This window comes from Alphaproteobacteria bacterium (assembly GCA_039980135.1).
Taxonomy (GTDB): domain Bacteria; phylum Pseudomonadota; class Alphaproteobacteria; order UBA6615; family UBA6615; genus UBA8079.
In genome coordinates, this window is record JBDXCV010000002.1 from 161,517 (window position 1) to 176,909 (window position 15,393).

The 15,393-nt window shown below is 60.2% G+C and carries 13 protein-coding genes; 6 read left to right on the forward strand and 7 right to left on the reverse strand.

Annotated features, from left to right (window positions below):
• Positions 1-239: 239 nt before the first annotated feature.
• Positions 240-995: a GntR family transcriptional regulator gene (locus tag ABJ363_01730; GenBank protein MEP4377695.1), complete on the reverse strand. Its 756-nt coding sequence runs from the start codon at positions 993-995 to the stop codon at positions 240-242.
• A gap of 511 nt (positions 996-1,506) precedes the next feature.
• On the opposite strand from ABJ363_01730, the gene dctP reads away from it, so the two are divergent.
• From dctP to ABJ363_01745, 3 genes are all read left to right on the forward strand, one after another.
• Positions 1,507-2,544 (forward strand): TRAP transporter substrate-binding protein DctP, encoded by a 1,038-nt coding sequence (dctP, locus tag ABJ363_01735; GenBank protein MEP4377696.1) that lies wholly within the window; start codon positions 1,507-1,509, stop codon positions 2,542-2,544.
• Positions 2,545-2,615: 71 nt separating this feature from the next.
• Entirely contained in the window at positions 2,616-3,119 is a 504-nt protein-coding gene (locus tag ABJ363_01740) for a TRAP transporter small permease (GenBank protein MEP4377697.1), read from the forward strand.
• 41 nt (positions 3,120-3,160) lie between these two features.
• Positions 3,161-4,441: a TRAP transporter large permease gene (locus ABJ363_01745; protein MEP4377698.1), complete on the forward strand. Its 1,281-nt coding sequence runs from the start codon at positions 3,161-3,163 to the stop codon at positions 4,439-4,441.
• Positions 4,442-4,459: 18 nt separating this feature from the next.
• On the opposite strand, the gene ABJ363_01750 is transcribed toward ABJ363_01745, so the two are convergent.
• Genes ABJ363_01750 through ABJ363_01765 form a run of 4 tightly spaced genes read right to left on the reverse strand, consistent with a single transcriptional unit; the run spans position 4,460 to position 7,427 of the window.
• Positions 4,460-5,167, reverse strand: a complete 708-nt coding sequence (locus ABJ363_01750; GenBank protein ID MEP4377699.1) for a glutathione S-transferase family protein — start codon at positions 5,165-5,167, stop codon at positions 4,460-4,462.
• Between the two features lie 21 nt (positions 5,168-5,188).
• Positions 5,189-5,605, reverse strand: coding sequence for a GFA family protein (locus ABJ363_01755; protein ID MEP4377700.1), 417 nt, complete (start codon positions 5,603-5,605; stop codon positions 5,189-5,191).
• 38 nt (positions 5,606-5,643) lie between these two features.
• Positions 5,644-6,168: a 3-isopropylmalate dehydratase gene (locus ABJ363_01760; protein ID MEP4377701.1), complete on the reverse strand. Its 525-nt coding sequence runs from the start codon at positions 6,166-6,168 to the stop codon at positions 5,644-5,646.
• Complete coding sequence (locus ABJ363_01765) at positions 6,165-7,427, reverse strand: aconitase family protein (protein MEP4377702.1); 1,263 nt, start codon at positions 7,425-7,427, stop codon at positions 6,165-6,167. The genes ABJ363_01760 and ABJ363_01765 overlap by 4 nt, the downstream gene beginning before the upstream one ends.
• 443 nt (positions 7,428-7,870) lie before the next feature.
• On the opposite strand from ABJ363_01765, the gene ABJ363_01770 reads away from it, so the two are divergent.
• Positions 7,871-8,350, forward strand: a complete 480-nt coding sequence (locus tag ABJ363_01770; GenBank protein ID MEP4377703.1) for a winged helix-turn-helix transcriptional regulator — start codon at positions 7,871-7,873, stop codon at positions 8,348-8,350.
• Complete coding sequence (locus tag ABJ363_01775) at positions 8,347-9,324, forward strand: nitronate monooxygenase family protein (GenBank protein ID MEP4377704.1); 978 nt, start codon at positions 8,347-8,349, stop codon at positions 9,322-9,324. Before ABJ363_01770 ends, ABJ363_01775 begins: the two co-directional genes overlap by 4 nt.
• Here ABJ363_01775 and ABJ363_01780 read toward each other — a convergent pair.
• Together ABJ363_01780 and ABJ363_01785 are read right to left on the reverse strand one after the other, a co-directional pair.
• Entirely contained in the window at positions 9,321-12,428 is a 3,108-nt protein-coding gene (locus ABJ363_01780) for an efflux RND transporter permease subunit (GenBank protein MEP4377705.1), read from the reverse strand. The genes ABJ363_01775 and ABJ363_01780 overlap by 4 nt on opposite strands.
• A gap of 64 nt (positions 12,429-12,492) precedes the next feature.
• Positions 12,493-13,593: an efflux RND transporter periplasmic adaptor subunit gene (locus ABJ363_01785; GenBank protein ID MEP4377706.1), complete on the reverse strand. Its 1,101-nt coding sequence runs from the start codon at positions 13,591-13,593 to the stop codon at positions 12,493-12,495.
• Between the two features lie 343 nt (positions 13,594-13,936).
• Here ABJ363_01785 and ABJ363_01790 point away from each other — a divergent pair, with 343 nt between their 5' ends.
• Positions 13,937-15,379, forward strand: coding sequence for an NAD-dependent succinate-semialdehyde dehydrogenase (locus ABJ363_01790; protein MEP4377707.1), 1,443 nt, complete (start codon positions 13,937-13,939; stop codon positions 15,377-15,379).
• Positions 15,380-15,393: the final 14 nt, after the last annotated feature.

Genomic DNA, 15,393 nt, shown 5'->3' on the forward strand with positions numbered 1-15,393 from the left:
TCCCGACATTTGTTAGATGTCAAAGTACGCGCGGATGAAGGTTTGGAATGCGGCGGCACTCCCGATTGTTGGAGGGCAAAGCTCGCATATTTAGAGGTGGCTCTAGATCTGAAGGGCTGATCTATTTGAGCGCGCCCCCGCCTCAAATCGCCGATATTTTTCTTAGTATCTCCTGAGACTGTCGGAGAAACCCGCTGAACTTCCGGGTTTCTCGGAAGTTCAGCGTTTACGATGGTCGATTAGCGTGCAGCCGTTTGGACACGCGTCGAGATGGTATACCGGTCAGCCGGATGGACGGCGATGACGTATTGGAATGGCTTGCCGTCCTGGCCGATGTACCAGCGTTGCATTTCGAGAGCCGGAGATCCTGGAGATGCGTCAAGGCGACGTGCCTCGTGATCGGCCAGCGCGATTGCCCGAACCTCCTGACGGAGCTCGATGATACGTTCACCATACCGTTCCTCGATTAGCTTGCCGATGAAACCACGATATTTCCCGATTTCTGCGGCAGCGCCGGCATATATGTCGGCGATATAGATCGTGTTCCACGCAAGTGGCTGCGCTGTTTGCGTGGTACCGGTAAGCCGCAGAGCTTCGGTTTTCACGAAACGCTGGCCGGCTGTGCAGCCGATCGTCACCGCCAGTTCCGGATCGATTTCGAGAGTGTGTTGGCTCACATCCACCAACCTTGTCTTGTCGGCGTATTGCAGCAGATCGTCGATCGAACTGAACTGTTGCTGGTAGAGACCAGTCGGTTCGCGCGCTAAGACGGTCGTGCCCTTGCCTTGCTGGCTCGCGACCAGCCCAAGCGATTGCAGACGGCGCAGCGCTTCTCGCACAGTGTGCCGACTGACTCCGAACCGCTGGCCAATTGCCGTTTCGCCGGGCAGATATTCACCTGGCGCGAACACGCCATCACTGATCTCTTCGGCAAGCCGGCGTGCGACCTGCTCGTAGCGTGGTGCGCCGCGCACTGCACCCGGCGCGAGGCTCATACGATACCTCCGGAATGCGTCTGTTCGATAGCAGGGCCCCGCTCTGCGATTAACGGGTTGTGGGGCACCTTGCACATTGCCAGCCAGAACTTTCTCTTATTGCGCATCGGACAAATCCAGCTGTCCGCGGTCATGAAGGGCAGGCCGGACACCAGCGACCGACAGACAACGTGTGCGGCCTATGCCTGATCGTGGCTGGCACCGAGATGCCCAGTTGCCAGATAGTCTAGATGAAACAGCACAGTATCGACAGCGCAACGTCGGCGTCGCGGTTATATCGACTTTGGAACATAGGTTATGACTTGACCGGTTGTCCGTACAAGTACAATCTGTATCCGTAATCTGTCTATCGGCGGTGGGATGACTGTCTGGGGTGCTGGAACTACTGGATAAGGAAATGGGGTGTGTTCGGTACACCTTGTGACGCTGCTGTTGCGGTGAGGCGCGCGTGCTGCCGCGACGATGACAATTCGGGTCAAACGAAACAACAATACTAAGGGAGTCATACGTTATGCCGATTTCAAAATTGCCGAAGTTAAGTTTGATTGCCACCGTAGCGGTTGCGATTGCGTCGGTTGCGACGACCATGAGCGCGTCTGCGGGCGAAAGATTTCGTATCTCGCTCGAGACTCCGCCCACACATCATCGAAACATTGCAATTCGGCAGTTTGTTGACCGGTTGTCCGAGACAGCTGGGGACCAACTCGATGTCGAACTCTTCGAGTCCGGCCAGCTGTTTGGCGGTGGTGATGTGCCGCGCGCACTCGCGCAAGGCACGCTTGAAATGGGTGCCCCGGGCATGTGGCAAAATGTTAAGTTCGTGTCGAACGCTGGTGTCATGCAGCTACCGATGTTCTACGGCGCAACGCGAGATCAAATTCATGCGGTGATGGACGGTGAACTCGGCGATGAGTTGGTCAAAGAAATCGAATCCAAAATGAAGGTCGTGATCATCGGACCTCAGTTGGACCATGGCTACGCCAACATATACACGGTCAACACGCCCATCCGTTCGTTTGACGATCTGAAAGGTCTGAAGCTGCGCGTTGTTGGCGGTTTCGCCAATACCCGTCGATACCAGGTGCTCGGCGCTGCGCCGGTTGGCGTGCCTTGGCCCGATACGCCACTGGCACTGACGCAAGGCACTGTGGAGGGGCTGTTCACGACCCACGTGACGGTGGCGAGCGCCAAACTCTGGGACGCCGGCATCAAGTATGCCTTCGAGGACCAGCAATGGTTCGCACAATATGTGCCGATGGTTAGTCGCAAGGTCTGGGACGATTTCGATGAAGCGACGAAAGCGGCCGTTATCGATGCCTGGGCAGAGACGATCAACGGTATGCGCGAGTTTACCGAAGCCAACCAGGGTCGGGCGCGTAAGCAGCTTGAAGGAAATGGTATCAATGTCGTCCAGGCGACACCTGAGCAGTTGAGCGCAATGCGCACACGGCTGCTCGCTGTACAGAACGAGATCGTCGAAAAAGGCAAGATGGATGCCGACTATGTGGCCCGCGTGAAGGCTGCGCTCGACGCCGAAATGAGCAAATAGCGCAGCGACTATATTTGCCGGTGCGGTTGCGCTTTCAGGCGCAACCGCACCGGTGGCAGTGCGAGGCAAACATGTCAAAGATCGAAGCATTGGTTGCGGCCCTACTGGCAACCGCGGGGCTGCTGTTGATCGCGTACGAAATGGCGGCACGGGTATTTGTGCCGGAATGGGCCGTCGACTGGGGCCAGGAGTTGACGATCTTTCTCATCGTCTGGGCGATGTTGTTAACGGGCGGTATCCTGGTGCGTGAGAATGCGCATATTCGGGTGGACCTCGTGTTGCGCGTCCTGACACCGCGCTGGCTTAGCGCAGTTGAAATCTTCAATTGCACTGTCGGCGTGGTCTTCTGCACGGCGATGGCTTGGTTTGGGTACGAAGTGGTGCAGTTTGCCATCGAATTTGGTGAACGTAGCGAGACTTCCCTGCAGATTCCGATGGCGTTCTATTTTTCTTGCTTGCCGGTCGCCATGGCTCTGATGGCATTGCGCTACGTTATTCGGCTCTTCCAGATGATACGTGATTTTGGCGCTCCTACACCAATCGACGAATTTCACCACCTCCCATCTGCAGACTGATCTGCGGCCCGGTTGCAGGCTGGAGCTGAAGGAGCCCCTCGATGCCATTTCTTACAGCTTTCGGCGTGCTCTTCGGCGCACTTGCTGCGGGGATGCCGATCTTCCTCGTGCTTGGCGCGACCTCGCTGTTGCTCTTCTGGATCGAAGGCGAGCCGCTGATTGGCGTGGCTCAGGTCGTTGTCAATCGGCTCAATTCGGCGGCGCTGATTGCCGTGCCGTTTTTCGTGATCGCGGCAACCTTCATGGCCAAGGGCGGCGTCGCACGGGCGCTTGTCGATTTTGCCAACGCCTGGGTTGGTCGCCTGCAGGGCGGTCTCGGCCTGGTCTGCGTTGTCGCAACCACAATCTTTGCTGCGATCAGCGGCTCCTCAGTCGCCACGGCGATGGCTATGGGCACGGTGCTGGTGCCGGCAATGATGCAGGCGCGCTACGAACGCCATTTTGCGCTCGGTGTTGTCGGGGCGTCGGGCACTCTCGGCATTCTGATTCCGCCGAGCCTCGGCATGATTATTTTTGCCTTGGTCGCCGACGAATCAGTGCCTCAGCTGTTCCTTGCTGGTGTCGTGCCGGGCCTGATTCAGGTTGCGCTATTTGTTGTAATTGTTCTCGTATACGCCCGCCGAAAGAACTATCCGGCTGGCGAACCGATGTCGCGTGACGAGTTCATCGCTGTCAATTTGCACGCATTGCCGGCGCTCACGCTGCCGGTCATTGTGCTGGGTGGTATCTATGGCGGTTTCGTGACCGTGACGGAGGCGGCCGGCCTTTCGGCGATCGTGGCGATAGCCCTCAGTGTCTTGGTCTACAAGGAATGCCGACCGGGTCAGATCCTCGAATTTATGGCGGACGGCGTCAAATCAGCTGGCTCGATCATCATTATTGTTGCGGGCGCAATGCTGTTCGGCCACTGGATTATTGAATCCGGCGCCCCGCACACTCTTGTGGATTGGGTTATCGATCAGGAAATCGAGGCTTGGCAGTTTCTGCTGTTCATGAACGTTATCATGCTGATCCTTGGCACGTTTCTTGAGGGCATTTCGATCATCCTGATCACCGTGCCGCTCGTTCTGCCATTGCTGCAAGCGCTCGGTATCAGTCCGATCCACTATGCGATCATCGTTACGGTTAACCTTGAGATAGGCCTGTTGACCCCGCCAATCGGGCTAAACCTGTTTGTTCTCTCGTCAATTTCAAAGGCGCCGGTCACTGAGGTGGTGCGTGGTGTCTTGCCGTTCTTCGTCGGTATGTTAGCCTTTTTGATGCTGATCACCTTTGTGCCGGTGTTGTCCACTTGGCTTCCCGGCCTCGTTTTCGGGCGATAGTTCCTAACAGAAAGCAGACTACTTCGTATGGCGGGTTGGTGATTGGCCGAAATAGTTCGCGTGTTGTTCGGATGTGAGCGGTTCACGGCGCTGTTTGTTGCTCAAGATCATAAGTCCTTCCTGCACCGCAGGCCGGTTGGCGATTGTGTTGTACCAACGCTTGAGATTGGGAAAATCGTTGAGGTTCTGTCGTTGAACCTTGTGGTTGATCATCCAGGGGAATGTTGCGATGTCGGCGATCGTGTAGTTGTCCCCGGCGAGGTAGGCCGAGTCGCGTAGTCGGCGGTCGATGACGCCATAAAGCCGAGCAGTCTCGTTGACATATCGGTCAATAGCGTAGGGAATCTTCTCTGGCGCATAGTGGTCGAAGTGGTGGTTCTGACCTAGCATGGGGCCCACGCCGCCGACCTGAAACATTAGCCATTGCAAGACATTGTAGTGGCCGCGTGGGTCCTCACTGGCGGATGGCAGTAGGCTTCCGTTTTTGTTTGCCAAATAGATCAGGATTGCACCTGACTCAAAAATCGATATCGGTACGCCATCCGGCCCGTCATCGTCGACGATCGCCGGAATCTTGCCGTTCGGGCAGATATCTAGGAAATCAGGCTGGTGTTGATCACCGGCACCGATGTCGATGGGCTGGATCGTATAGGCCAAATCGCATTCGGCCAGCATGATGTGCAGCTTTTTGCCGTTTGATGTCGGCCATGTGTAGGCATGAATCATTTTACGTTCGTCCTGCGGGGGCTAACCGGGTTGGGTGTCGTTGACTTCGGCGCCGTCAGGAATGTCGACCCATCGCTGCTTGCTGGAGACCCAGAGATGCCGCTCCGGTTGCAAGTCTTGCGTGTTGTCGAGAGTGCCTGGTTTTAGTGCGATGACCCCGGGCTTTTCAGGCTGGTTGTATATTCGGCTGCCGCATTCCGGGCAAAAAGCACAAAGTTTTTTGCGGCCGGATGGCGCTTTAAGACTGATTGTCTTCAACGCACCGGCCGTGAGTTGAAAACCAGCCGTCGGGACCTGCAGGCTGAGGCCAAAGGCGCTGCCAGACTGGCGCTGACAGTCAGTGCAGTGGCATGCGATCAGTTGCTTTGGCGATTCGGTCAGGACATAGCGGATATGGCCACATTGGCAGCCACCGGTTTGTTTCGCCGTGTCATTCATGGTGTTTCTCTATGTCGAAGCTTGCTGTTGATCGGGTGTCACTGGCGGGCGCGGGCTTCCGCGACTCGCCGAGCTACCATCGGTTTCCAGCCACCGAGGGCGATTGTTTCGAGCAGTTTCGATGGAAGCGGATCGTATTGAATCTCGGTCTCGTGTGTCAGATTTCGGAATAGGCCGCTCGCGAAATCGACCTCAAGGTTGTCGCCGTTCTCGCAAGCGGCTGTCACACCCGGGCATCTCGGCAGGAACGGCAGGCCCGCGTTGACTGCCATGCGAAAGCTGCTATGCGGGATCGACTCGACCACCAGACCAAGTCCGTTCGCCTGGATACCGATCAGCCCCTGGATGTGGGGGTTGCCCTGGGCAAAACGCTTGCCGGCGACAAGGATGTCTCCAGGTGCGACCTGCTTCTGCATTTCAGGGTCGTATCCTTCCATGAAATAGGGCCGCAAAACATCGGGGTCTGTCTCACGCTGCATGGCAAAACGCAGCGGCATCAGATCGCCGTCGACGCCGATATTGTCACCGACCTTCCAGCAGCGTCCGCGGTAAATCCAGTTCATGACTGAAGCAACTCTCGTGGATCGACGATCTTTCCGGCGATGGCCGACGCAGCAACCGTCAGTGAGGAAGCAAGGTAGATATCCGCAGTCTCTGAGCCGAGTCGGCCGTAGTCATTACGCGTGCCGGTGTTGATTGACACTTCGCCGTCGGCTGTCGGGCCGATGCGGCCGGCGGCGCAGGTGCCGCAGCCAGGTGCCGTCACCATCGCACCTGAATTCAGGAAGATTTCTGTCAGGCCTTCAGCCGACGCGCGAGCGGCGATCTCCAGCGTTCCGGGAGTGATAAACAGACGGACATGGTCCGAAATTCGACGTCCCTTCAGCAAGCGGGCAGCATCACGCAGATCTGTCAGTGTTCCGCCAGCGCAACTGCCGATTGATGCGTGATCGATCGGCGTGCCGGCGACTGCAGAGACGCCGACCACATTGTCCGGCGTGGGCGGGGCGGCGACCTGCGGTTCGAGTAGGCCAAGGTCAATATCGTAGCTCGCAAGAAACTTCGCATCGTCGTCGCTGCGCATCTCGTTGAGTGGGCCCTCAACGCGGTCGCGCAGATAGTCGAATGTCACCGCATCGGTCTCCACGACCGATGATTTGGCGCCGATTTCGAGCGGCGTATTGCAGAGGATCATGCGCTGGTCGATGCTGAGATCAGCGAGCGCTGGTCCACCATACTCGACCACCGAGTAGTCGATAATGTCGGGGTCAAGATCGCCAATCAGGCGTTGTGCTATATCGCGAATCGCGATGCCGTCGGGCAGCGATCCGGTCAGGTTCACCCGGACAGTTTCCGGGACTCGGCACCAGCAATTGCCAAGTGCGATGACCTCGCTGATTTCAAAAGCCATGGCGAACGCAAGACAGCCAACTGCACCGAAATTCGTCACATGTGGGTCATAAGCAAGAACGAAGCCGCCCGGTTTGATGAAGCCCTTCTCGACCGGGAGGATATGGCCGTGGCCTGGTTCTGACGTGTCGAAGTGGTGCCGGATACCGTATTTCTTGGCGATGGCACGCGCCTGTTTCTGACGCAATGCCGCTTGCGGACTAACTGCCACTGGCTCGTGGCAGGTCGACATGATCATGTGCTCGGGATCGTGGACGCGGTCGATGCCCAGATCTTGTAGGGCACGGTCGAAATTCACGATATACCAGTCATGTACGGTAACCCAATCGCCCTCCGGGTAGACGATCTCGCCGGGTGTCGCGGCGCGTCCCAGCACGCGGCTGAGAATTTTCTCGGTAATTGTCTGACCCATGGGCAGGTTCCGTCCGGTACAACCGCTAAAACGCGGGTGGGATGATAGTCATCCGGATGACCGTACAAGTCCAGAGGCAATATGTGAAATAGTGCATATTTTTGGGAATCAACAATTCTCATCGGCCAAGTTCGACTAAGGCTAGAATTTGATCACGCCGATACTGACAGAGACAAAGTGCAGGCCTGATCGTTGAGGCTCGCGAATGACGAAATGTGTAAGCACTAAGTAAGCAGGCGGCGGAGAAAGAGATAGTATAGGCAAGGCCGAACAAGCTGACTAAATACCTGTAAAAAATGGATAAAACGTAATCTTTAGTGCGCGATAGGACTGCGTAGAAAACGCCTTTTTGCGACTTACGCCTTGTGGTGGTTCGCGGGCAGATCTGTTGACCACCCGAGGCGAGGCCGGTATCACTCACTTCAATAATTGAAGTGAGTGATATGAGCCGGTCCGATCTCGCCTCCCAGGTTTGTACCTACGCCCGCACCATCGAGCTGCTCGGCAACGAGTGGACCTTGATGATACTGCGCGAGCTGTTCCTGGGCAGTCGCCGGTTTGATGATTTGCGGAGCCAGACCGGCGCCTCGCCGCATACCCTGAGCCAGCGCCTCAAGCGACTGGAGGGCGCCGGCATTCTGCGCCGCGAGGCCTATAGCGAACACCCGCCGCGTTATGAATACCGCCTGACGGCCATGGGGCGTGATCTCTGGCCGATCATCATCGCGATCAAGCAGTGGGGCGACAAATGGTTCGAGGGTGACACCACCCATGTCGAAATCACCCATAAGGATTGCGGCGCGACCGTGACGCCGCGCATGACCTGTCCGGATTGCGGCGCGCCGATGCACGCCCATGATTCCGAACCCCGTCTTTCCACCGAATATGAAAACGAACGCCGCGTCGCCGGGAGGCAGACATGAAAACACGTATCACCGAAATGCTCGGAATCGAGCATCCGATCATCCAGGGCGGCATGCACTATGTGGGTTTCGCGGAACTCGCCGCCGCGGTCTCGAATGCCGGCGGGCTGGGCATCATCACGGGCCTGACCCAGAAAACGGCGCCGGACCTCGCCAACGAGATCGCGCGCTGCCGCGACATGACCGACAAGCCCATCGGGGTCAACCTGACCTTCCTGCCGATCGTTGACGAACCGGACTATCCCGGTCTGATCCAGGCGGTCATCGACGGCGGGGTCAAGATCGTCGAGACCGCCGGAAACAACCCCGCGAAGTGGCTGCCGGTCCTCAAGGACAACGGCATCACCGTGATCCACAAATGCACGACCGTCCGCCATTCCCTGAAGGCCCAGGAGATCGGCTGTGACGCCGTTTCGGTCGACGGTTTCGAATGCGGGGGCCATCCCGGCGAGGACGACATCCCCAACATGATCCTGCTGCCCCGGGCCGCCGATGAGCTCGAAATCCCCTTCGTCGCCTCGGGCGGCATGGCGGATGCGCGTTCGCTGGTCGCCGCGCTGGCCATGGGGGCGGATGGCATGAACATGGGCACGCGCTTCATCGTGACCAGGGAAGCGCCGGTGCATGACAATGTGAAGGCGGCGATCGTGGCCGCGAGCGAGTTGGACACGCGCCTGGTGATGCGGCCGCTGCGCAATACCGAACGTGTTCTCACCAACGCGGCTGTCGAACGCCTGCTGGAGAAGGAACGGGAACTCGGCGCGAATATCGAATTCACCGACATCGCGCCGGAGGTCGCCGGGGTCTATCCCAAGGTCATGCTCGACGGCGATATGGACGCGGGCGCCTGGTCGTGCGGCATGGTCGCCGGCCTGATTCACGACATCCCGACCTGCAAGGAACTGATCGACCGGATCATGACCGACGCGGATGCGTTGATCCGTCAGCGGCTCGAAGGCATGGCGGCGGCCTAGTCGCCTTTTACGGGCACGCGACCGGCCAGTTCAGCGTCCAGCGCCCTTTCGACGGTCGCACGCGGTTTCGAGAAGCCCGCCATCAGGTTGTACAGCACCGGGGTCAGGAACAGGGTCAGGATCAATGACAGCCCCAGTCCGCCGACAATCACGGAACCAATCGCAATCCGGCTCTCGGCGCCCGCGCCCGATGCGAGCACCAGCGGCACGGCACCGAGTATGGTCGAGATAACCGTCATGAAAATCGGTCGGGCGCGCAGCACGGCGGCTTCGACAACCGCCTCGCGAACATTCATGCCCTCGTCGCGCAACTGGTTTGCGAACTCGACGATCAAGATGCCGTTCTTGGCCATCAACCCGATCAGCAGCACGATACCGATTTGGCTATAGACGTTGAGGGACAGGCCGGCGGCGAACAGTGCATAGACCGCACCCGCGACCGCGAGTGGCACGGACAGCATGATCACGAGCGGGTGGATGAAGCTCTCGAACTGGGCCGCGAGGACCAGAAACACGATCACCAGCGCCATCAGGAAAACGGTCATCGTATCGCTCGACGTGTCCTTGAAGACGGCCGACTGGCCGGAATAACCCAGCCGTGCATTGTCGGGGAGAATGTCAGCCGCCCCGGCCTCCATGAAAGAAATGGCGTCGCCGAGCGCATAACCCGGCTCAAGCCCGGCGGAAATCGTGATCGAGGGCAGCCGGTCGGTGCGGCGTAGCTCCGGTGCGGCAGCGCTTTCCGATGCCGCCACCAGCGCACTCAGAGGCACCAGGGATGTGCCATCACCCGCCCGCACGAAGATGTTGGAAATATCTGTCGGGGTCCGGCGGTCCTCCGGCTGCGCCTGGGTGATCACCGGATATTCGCGGCCACGGTCGATATATTGCGTGACTTCGCGGGACGCGAACATCGTCTGAAGCGTCTGGGCGACAAGTTCCGCGGGGATGCCCAAATCATTCGCGCTGGCCCGGTCCAGGCGCAGGTCGAGCTGCGGCTGATTTTCCTCATAGTCGATCTGAGGATTGACCAGACGTTCGTTGGTTTCCGCATGCTCGAGAAGCGCCGCGGCCCATAATTTGACCAGCTCGAAATCGGGACCGCCGACGACGATGCGAAGTGGCGTCGAGTTGCCGCGCAGACCAAGGCCGGCCGGGCTGGCAACGCCGGCGCGCGCACCGGCCAGGCCGCGCGCGGCCGGCTGTATCGCATTGACCACATCGGCCTGGCTCGCCTCGCGGTCTTCCCACTGCGCCAGGCGCATGACGACGAAGGCGCGGTAGGGCCGGTTGCCCCAGCCGACGAGTGAATAGACCGTGACGATGTTGCCGTTGTCGACCTGCGGCTGGAGGGCACGTTCGATCACGCTTGCCTGCTCGTTGGTGTAGGCGGTGGTTGCACCCTGGGGGGCGGTAATCGGTACGAACGCGACTCCCCGGTCTTCGGATGGCGCAAGCTCGCGTGGCAGCGTCTGGTACAGAATCACGGCGCCAACGACGAACAGCAGAGAAAGCGCGATGACGATCAGCGGCAGCCGGAGCGCGGTTTCGAGGCCCCGGCGATAGACCTGGGCAAGGCGTGGGGCCGTCGCCGCGGTATCGCTGCCACCGGCAGCTGGTGTGTTGGCTCTGGCCTTGACCACGCGTGACGCGATCATCGGGCACAGGCTGAGCGCGACGAAGGTCGAGATCACCACGGCACCCGCCATCACCATGCCGAACTCGCTGAACAGACGACCGACCTGTCCGCCCAGAAACGAGATCGGAATGAAAACGGCAATCAGGGTCACGGAAGTCGCGAGCACCGCGAAGGTCACCTGGCGGGTTCCGAGCACGGCGGCGATGAGCCGCGACTCCCCGCCATCGACCCGGCGCTGGATGTTTTCCAGCACCACGATGGCGTCATCCACGACGAGGCCGATCGCCAGCAACAGCGCAAGCAGGGTCAGCACATTGATCGAGAAACCGAATGCCGCGACCATCGAGAGGCAGCCGATCAGAGCAACGGGGATCGTCACCGCGGGGACCAGCGTGGCGCGGAACGAACGTAGGAACAACAGGATCACCAGCACGACCAGCGTGAGGGAAATGCCGAGCGCGATCAGCACCTCACGGATGGAGGCAGAGATAAACAGTGCGTCGTCCGATCCGACGATGATCCTCATCCCTTCGGGCATCGTCGGTTCCATGGCAACGATTTCCGCCCGAACCTCATTCGATATCGCCATCGTATTGGCCTGGCTTTGCCGGATGACCTGCAGCCCGATGGCGGGCTGCCCGTTGGCACGGACGATCGTGTTGTCGTCCTCCACCCCGCGGACGACCGTGGCCACATCGCCGATGCGAACCGGATACCCATCGACGGTCTTGATGGAGATATTGCGGAACTGGTCGGGTGTCGTGAGACGGCTATCGAGACGAATGTCGAGCAGGCGCTGGCTCGACGTGATTTCGCCGGCCGGCAACTCCACGTTGTTGCGCCGGATAGCGGCCTCGACATCCGAGACCGTCAGGTTGCGGGCCGCCAATGCACGTCGGTCGAGCCAGATTCGGATGGCGAAACGGCGTTCGCCGCGCAAGTCGACGGAGGCCACGCCGTCGAGGGTAGAGAGACGGTCGATCACAAACCGCTCGACATAATCGGTGATCTCTTCCGGCGAGTGTCGGTCCGAGGTGACCGCCAGACGCATGACCGGATCGGCGTCGCTGTCGTTCTTGATCACGATTGGCTCGTCGACGCCGTCGGGCAGACTGCCGCGAATGCGTCCCACGGCGTCGCGCACGTCGTTTGCCGCTTCGTCGATATTCCGGCCGACTTCGAACTCGATGACCGTCCGGGACCGCCCGCGGCGGCTCTGGGAGGAGATGGTCTTGACACCGGACACCCCGGCGATCGAGCTCTCCACGATTTCGGTGATGTCTGTATCGACGATTTGAGGCGAGGCGCCCGTATAAGTCGTCGTGACGGTGACGATGGCGGAATCGATATCCGGCAGCTCACGGATGGGAAGCGTGAGCAGGGACCCGACGCCCATCACGACGATCAGCAGGCTGGCGACGAGCGCCAGGACGGGGCGTTTTATGGAAATATCCGAAAGCGTCATCGTTCGATGGTCCGGGATGGGCGGTGCGCCCGTGGCGGAGCGGGTTGCGAAATGTGCGGGCACATCAGCCGGAGACTCTGCCCGTACCGGCTGGTTTGGCGCGGCGAACCGGTCTGCCGTCGCGCGCCTTCTGGACCCCACGTACAATTACTTCTTCACCGTCCGATATCCCGTCGAGGATCTCGACATTGCCGAAGCCGCGTTGCCCGATGGTGATGTCGCGGCGCTCGGCAATCGTGCCGCGTTCACCGTCGCGCACCACGAACACCGCAGGCTGGCTGCCTTCAATGAAGATCGCCTCCTCGGGCACCGTCAACGCCTTGCGGTTGTCGAGGACGACGGCGAGGTGCATGAACATTCCGGCGGGCAACTCGTAGTCTGGATTGGGCGCGACAGCCCGCGCGCGAAACGCTCTCGAGACTGGATCGATCCTGCTGTCGATGCGCTCGATCCGACCCTCGAAAACCCGGCCCGGGAACGCCGTTGCGTCGGCGAGGACCCGCTGACCGGTCTTGATGCGGCCGAACAGGTTTTCGGGGATCGAGAAATCAATCTCGATCAGGGAAAGGTCGTCCAGGCTGGCGATGTTCTGCCCGGCCTCGACCCGCGATCCGGTCTCGATATTGGTGAAACCCACAACACCGTCGAAGGGCGCAACCACGATGCGGTCGCGAAGCCTGCGGGCTGCGCGGTCCCGTTCGGCCTGCGCCGTCGCCAGGGCGACCTCCAGCTTCTCGACGGCAGCCTGAGATGTCGCGCTCGATTTCATCAATTCCCGCGCGCGTTTCAGCGCGCTCCGGGCCTCGGTCAGCTGCGCCTCGGCCTCGATCAGATTGGCGCGCTCGATGTCGTCGTCGAGCCGAAGCAGAATATCCTTCGCATCGACACGCCTGCCGGCCTGGACATTGACCTCGGTGACACGTCCGGACGCGGAGGGGGTTATCTCGACGGCCCGGTGGGCCCGGGTCGAGCCGACCGCCTCGACAGTCGTTTCGAGGTCGGCGATCGTCGCGCGCACAGTTTCGACAGCCGGGCCACCGCCGCCGCCTCGCGGGCTGCCACTTGGCGCCGCGTTGCTCGCGGAATAGGCCTGCCAGCCCGCGTAACCCCCGCCCAGGAGAGCGACGATCACGGCCAGAATTCCGACCTGTTTGACGATGGACATCGACATTCCTTCTCGGCCGGAGACCCGGTCCCACCTGTGTCAACGCATGTCTGTGCGTAGCATAAATTCTGCCAGAGAATTATGGTTATTATTTGTCGATCCGGGTGTCTCCCATGCGCTGCGCGCGTGGCTGGTATCGAACCGAAGAAGCCGGTGAGGTGATGTTCGGCGTGGTCGGTCGGGCGGGTCGGCTATGCCAGGCGGCCGATTGAATTCATATAGGTTTGTTTGCGGTCGCGAAGGCTGGTACGAATCCACTGAGTATCCGTCCGTTACCGGTCGGCGACCATGTTTCACAAGCGACACCTGACCTATCCGAACCGAGGAATTGGGAGCCATTTCCATGACGCACGCCTATCCGAATATCGAACTCCATGTCGCCGGCAAGTGGGGGCCCGCACTCGGCGGAGAGACGATCGATGTGATCAATCCCGCGACCGGTCAGCCGATCGGCAATGTTGCCCATGCGCGTGTGGCCGACCTGGATGTGGCGCTGGAAGCCGCCGAGACCGGGTTCCGCGCGTGGAAAGAGGTCTCCGCCTTCGATCGCTACAAGCTGATGCGCAAGGCCGCCGATCTGGTGCGCGAACGCGCCGACGCGATCGCGACATTGATGACCATGGAGCAGGGCAAGCCGGTTGGTGAGGCGAAGATCGAGACGCTGTTCGGCGCGGACATCATCGACTGGTTCGCCGAGGAGGCGCGCCGCACCTATGGCAGCGTCATCCCCGCGCGCATGGGCGGCGTGACCCAGCTGATCGTCAAGGAGCCGGTCGGCCCGGTTGCTGCGTTCACACCGTGGAACTTCCCGATCAACCAGGCGGTACGCAAGCTCTCGGGCGCGGTCGGTGCGGGTTGTTCGATCATCCTGAAGGGGCCGGAAGAAACGCCGGCGAGCTGTGCAGAACTGGTGCGCTGCTTCGTCGATGCCGGCTTGCCGGACGGTGTGGTCAATCTCGTCTACGGCATCCCGGCCGAGATCTCCGAATATCTCATCCCCCATCGCACGATCCGGAAGATCACCTTCACCGGTTCAACTGCCGTGGGCAAACAGCTGGCCGTGTTGGCCGGCGCGCATATGAAACGCGTCACCATGGAACTGGGAGGCCATTCGCCGGCGATCGTCTTCGAGGATGCCGATGTCGAAGTCGCGCTCAAGGTGCTGACGGCCAACAAGTTCCGCAATGCAGGACAGGTCTGTGTCTCGCCGACGCGGTTCCTGGTGCATGAAAAACACTATGGCCGTTTCGTCGAGGGCTTCACGGAATTCGCCTCCACCCTGCCGGTGGGCGACGGCATGGACCCGGACACCAAGATGGGGCCGCTGGCACATGATCGGCGCGTCGAGGCGATCGAGGGGTTCGTATCTGACGCGGTGGGCAAGGGTGCGACCGTACATACCGGCGGCCAGCGCAAGGGCAATGAGGGCTACTTCTTCGAGCCGACCGTCCTGACCGATGTCCCGATGGATGCCCGCATCATGAACGAGGAACCGTTCGGCCCGGTCGCGCCGATCATGCCGTTCACCGATTTCGACGCGGTCGTTGCGGAGGCCAACCGCCTCGACTATGGGCTCGCGGCCTATGCCTACACCAAGTCGGCCAAGACGGCCCAGGAGGTGGGTGCGGCGTTCGAAAGCGGCATGGTCTCGATCAATCATCACGGCATCGGGCTGATCGAGACCCATTTCGGCGGCGTGAAGGATTCGGGCTACGGTTCGGAAGGCGGCTCGGAGGCCATCGACGCGTATCTGAACACCAAGTTCATCACCCAGGCCGGGCTGTAGGGCGGATACCGGGA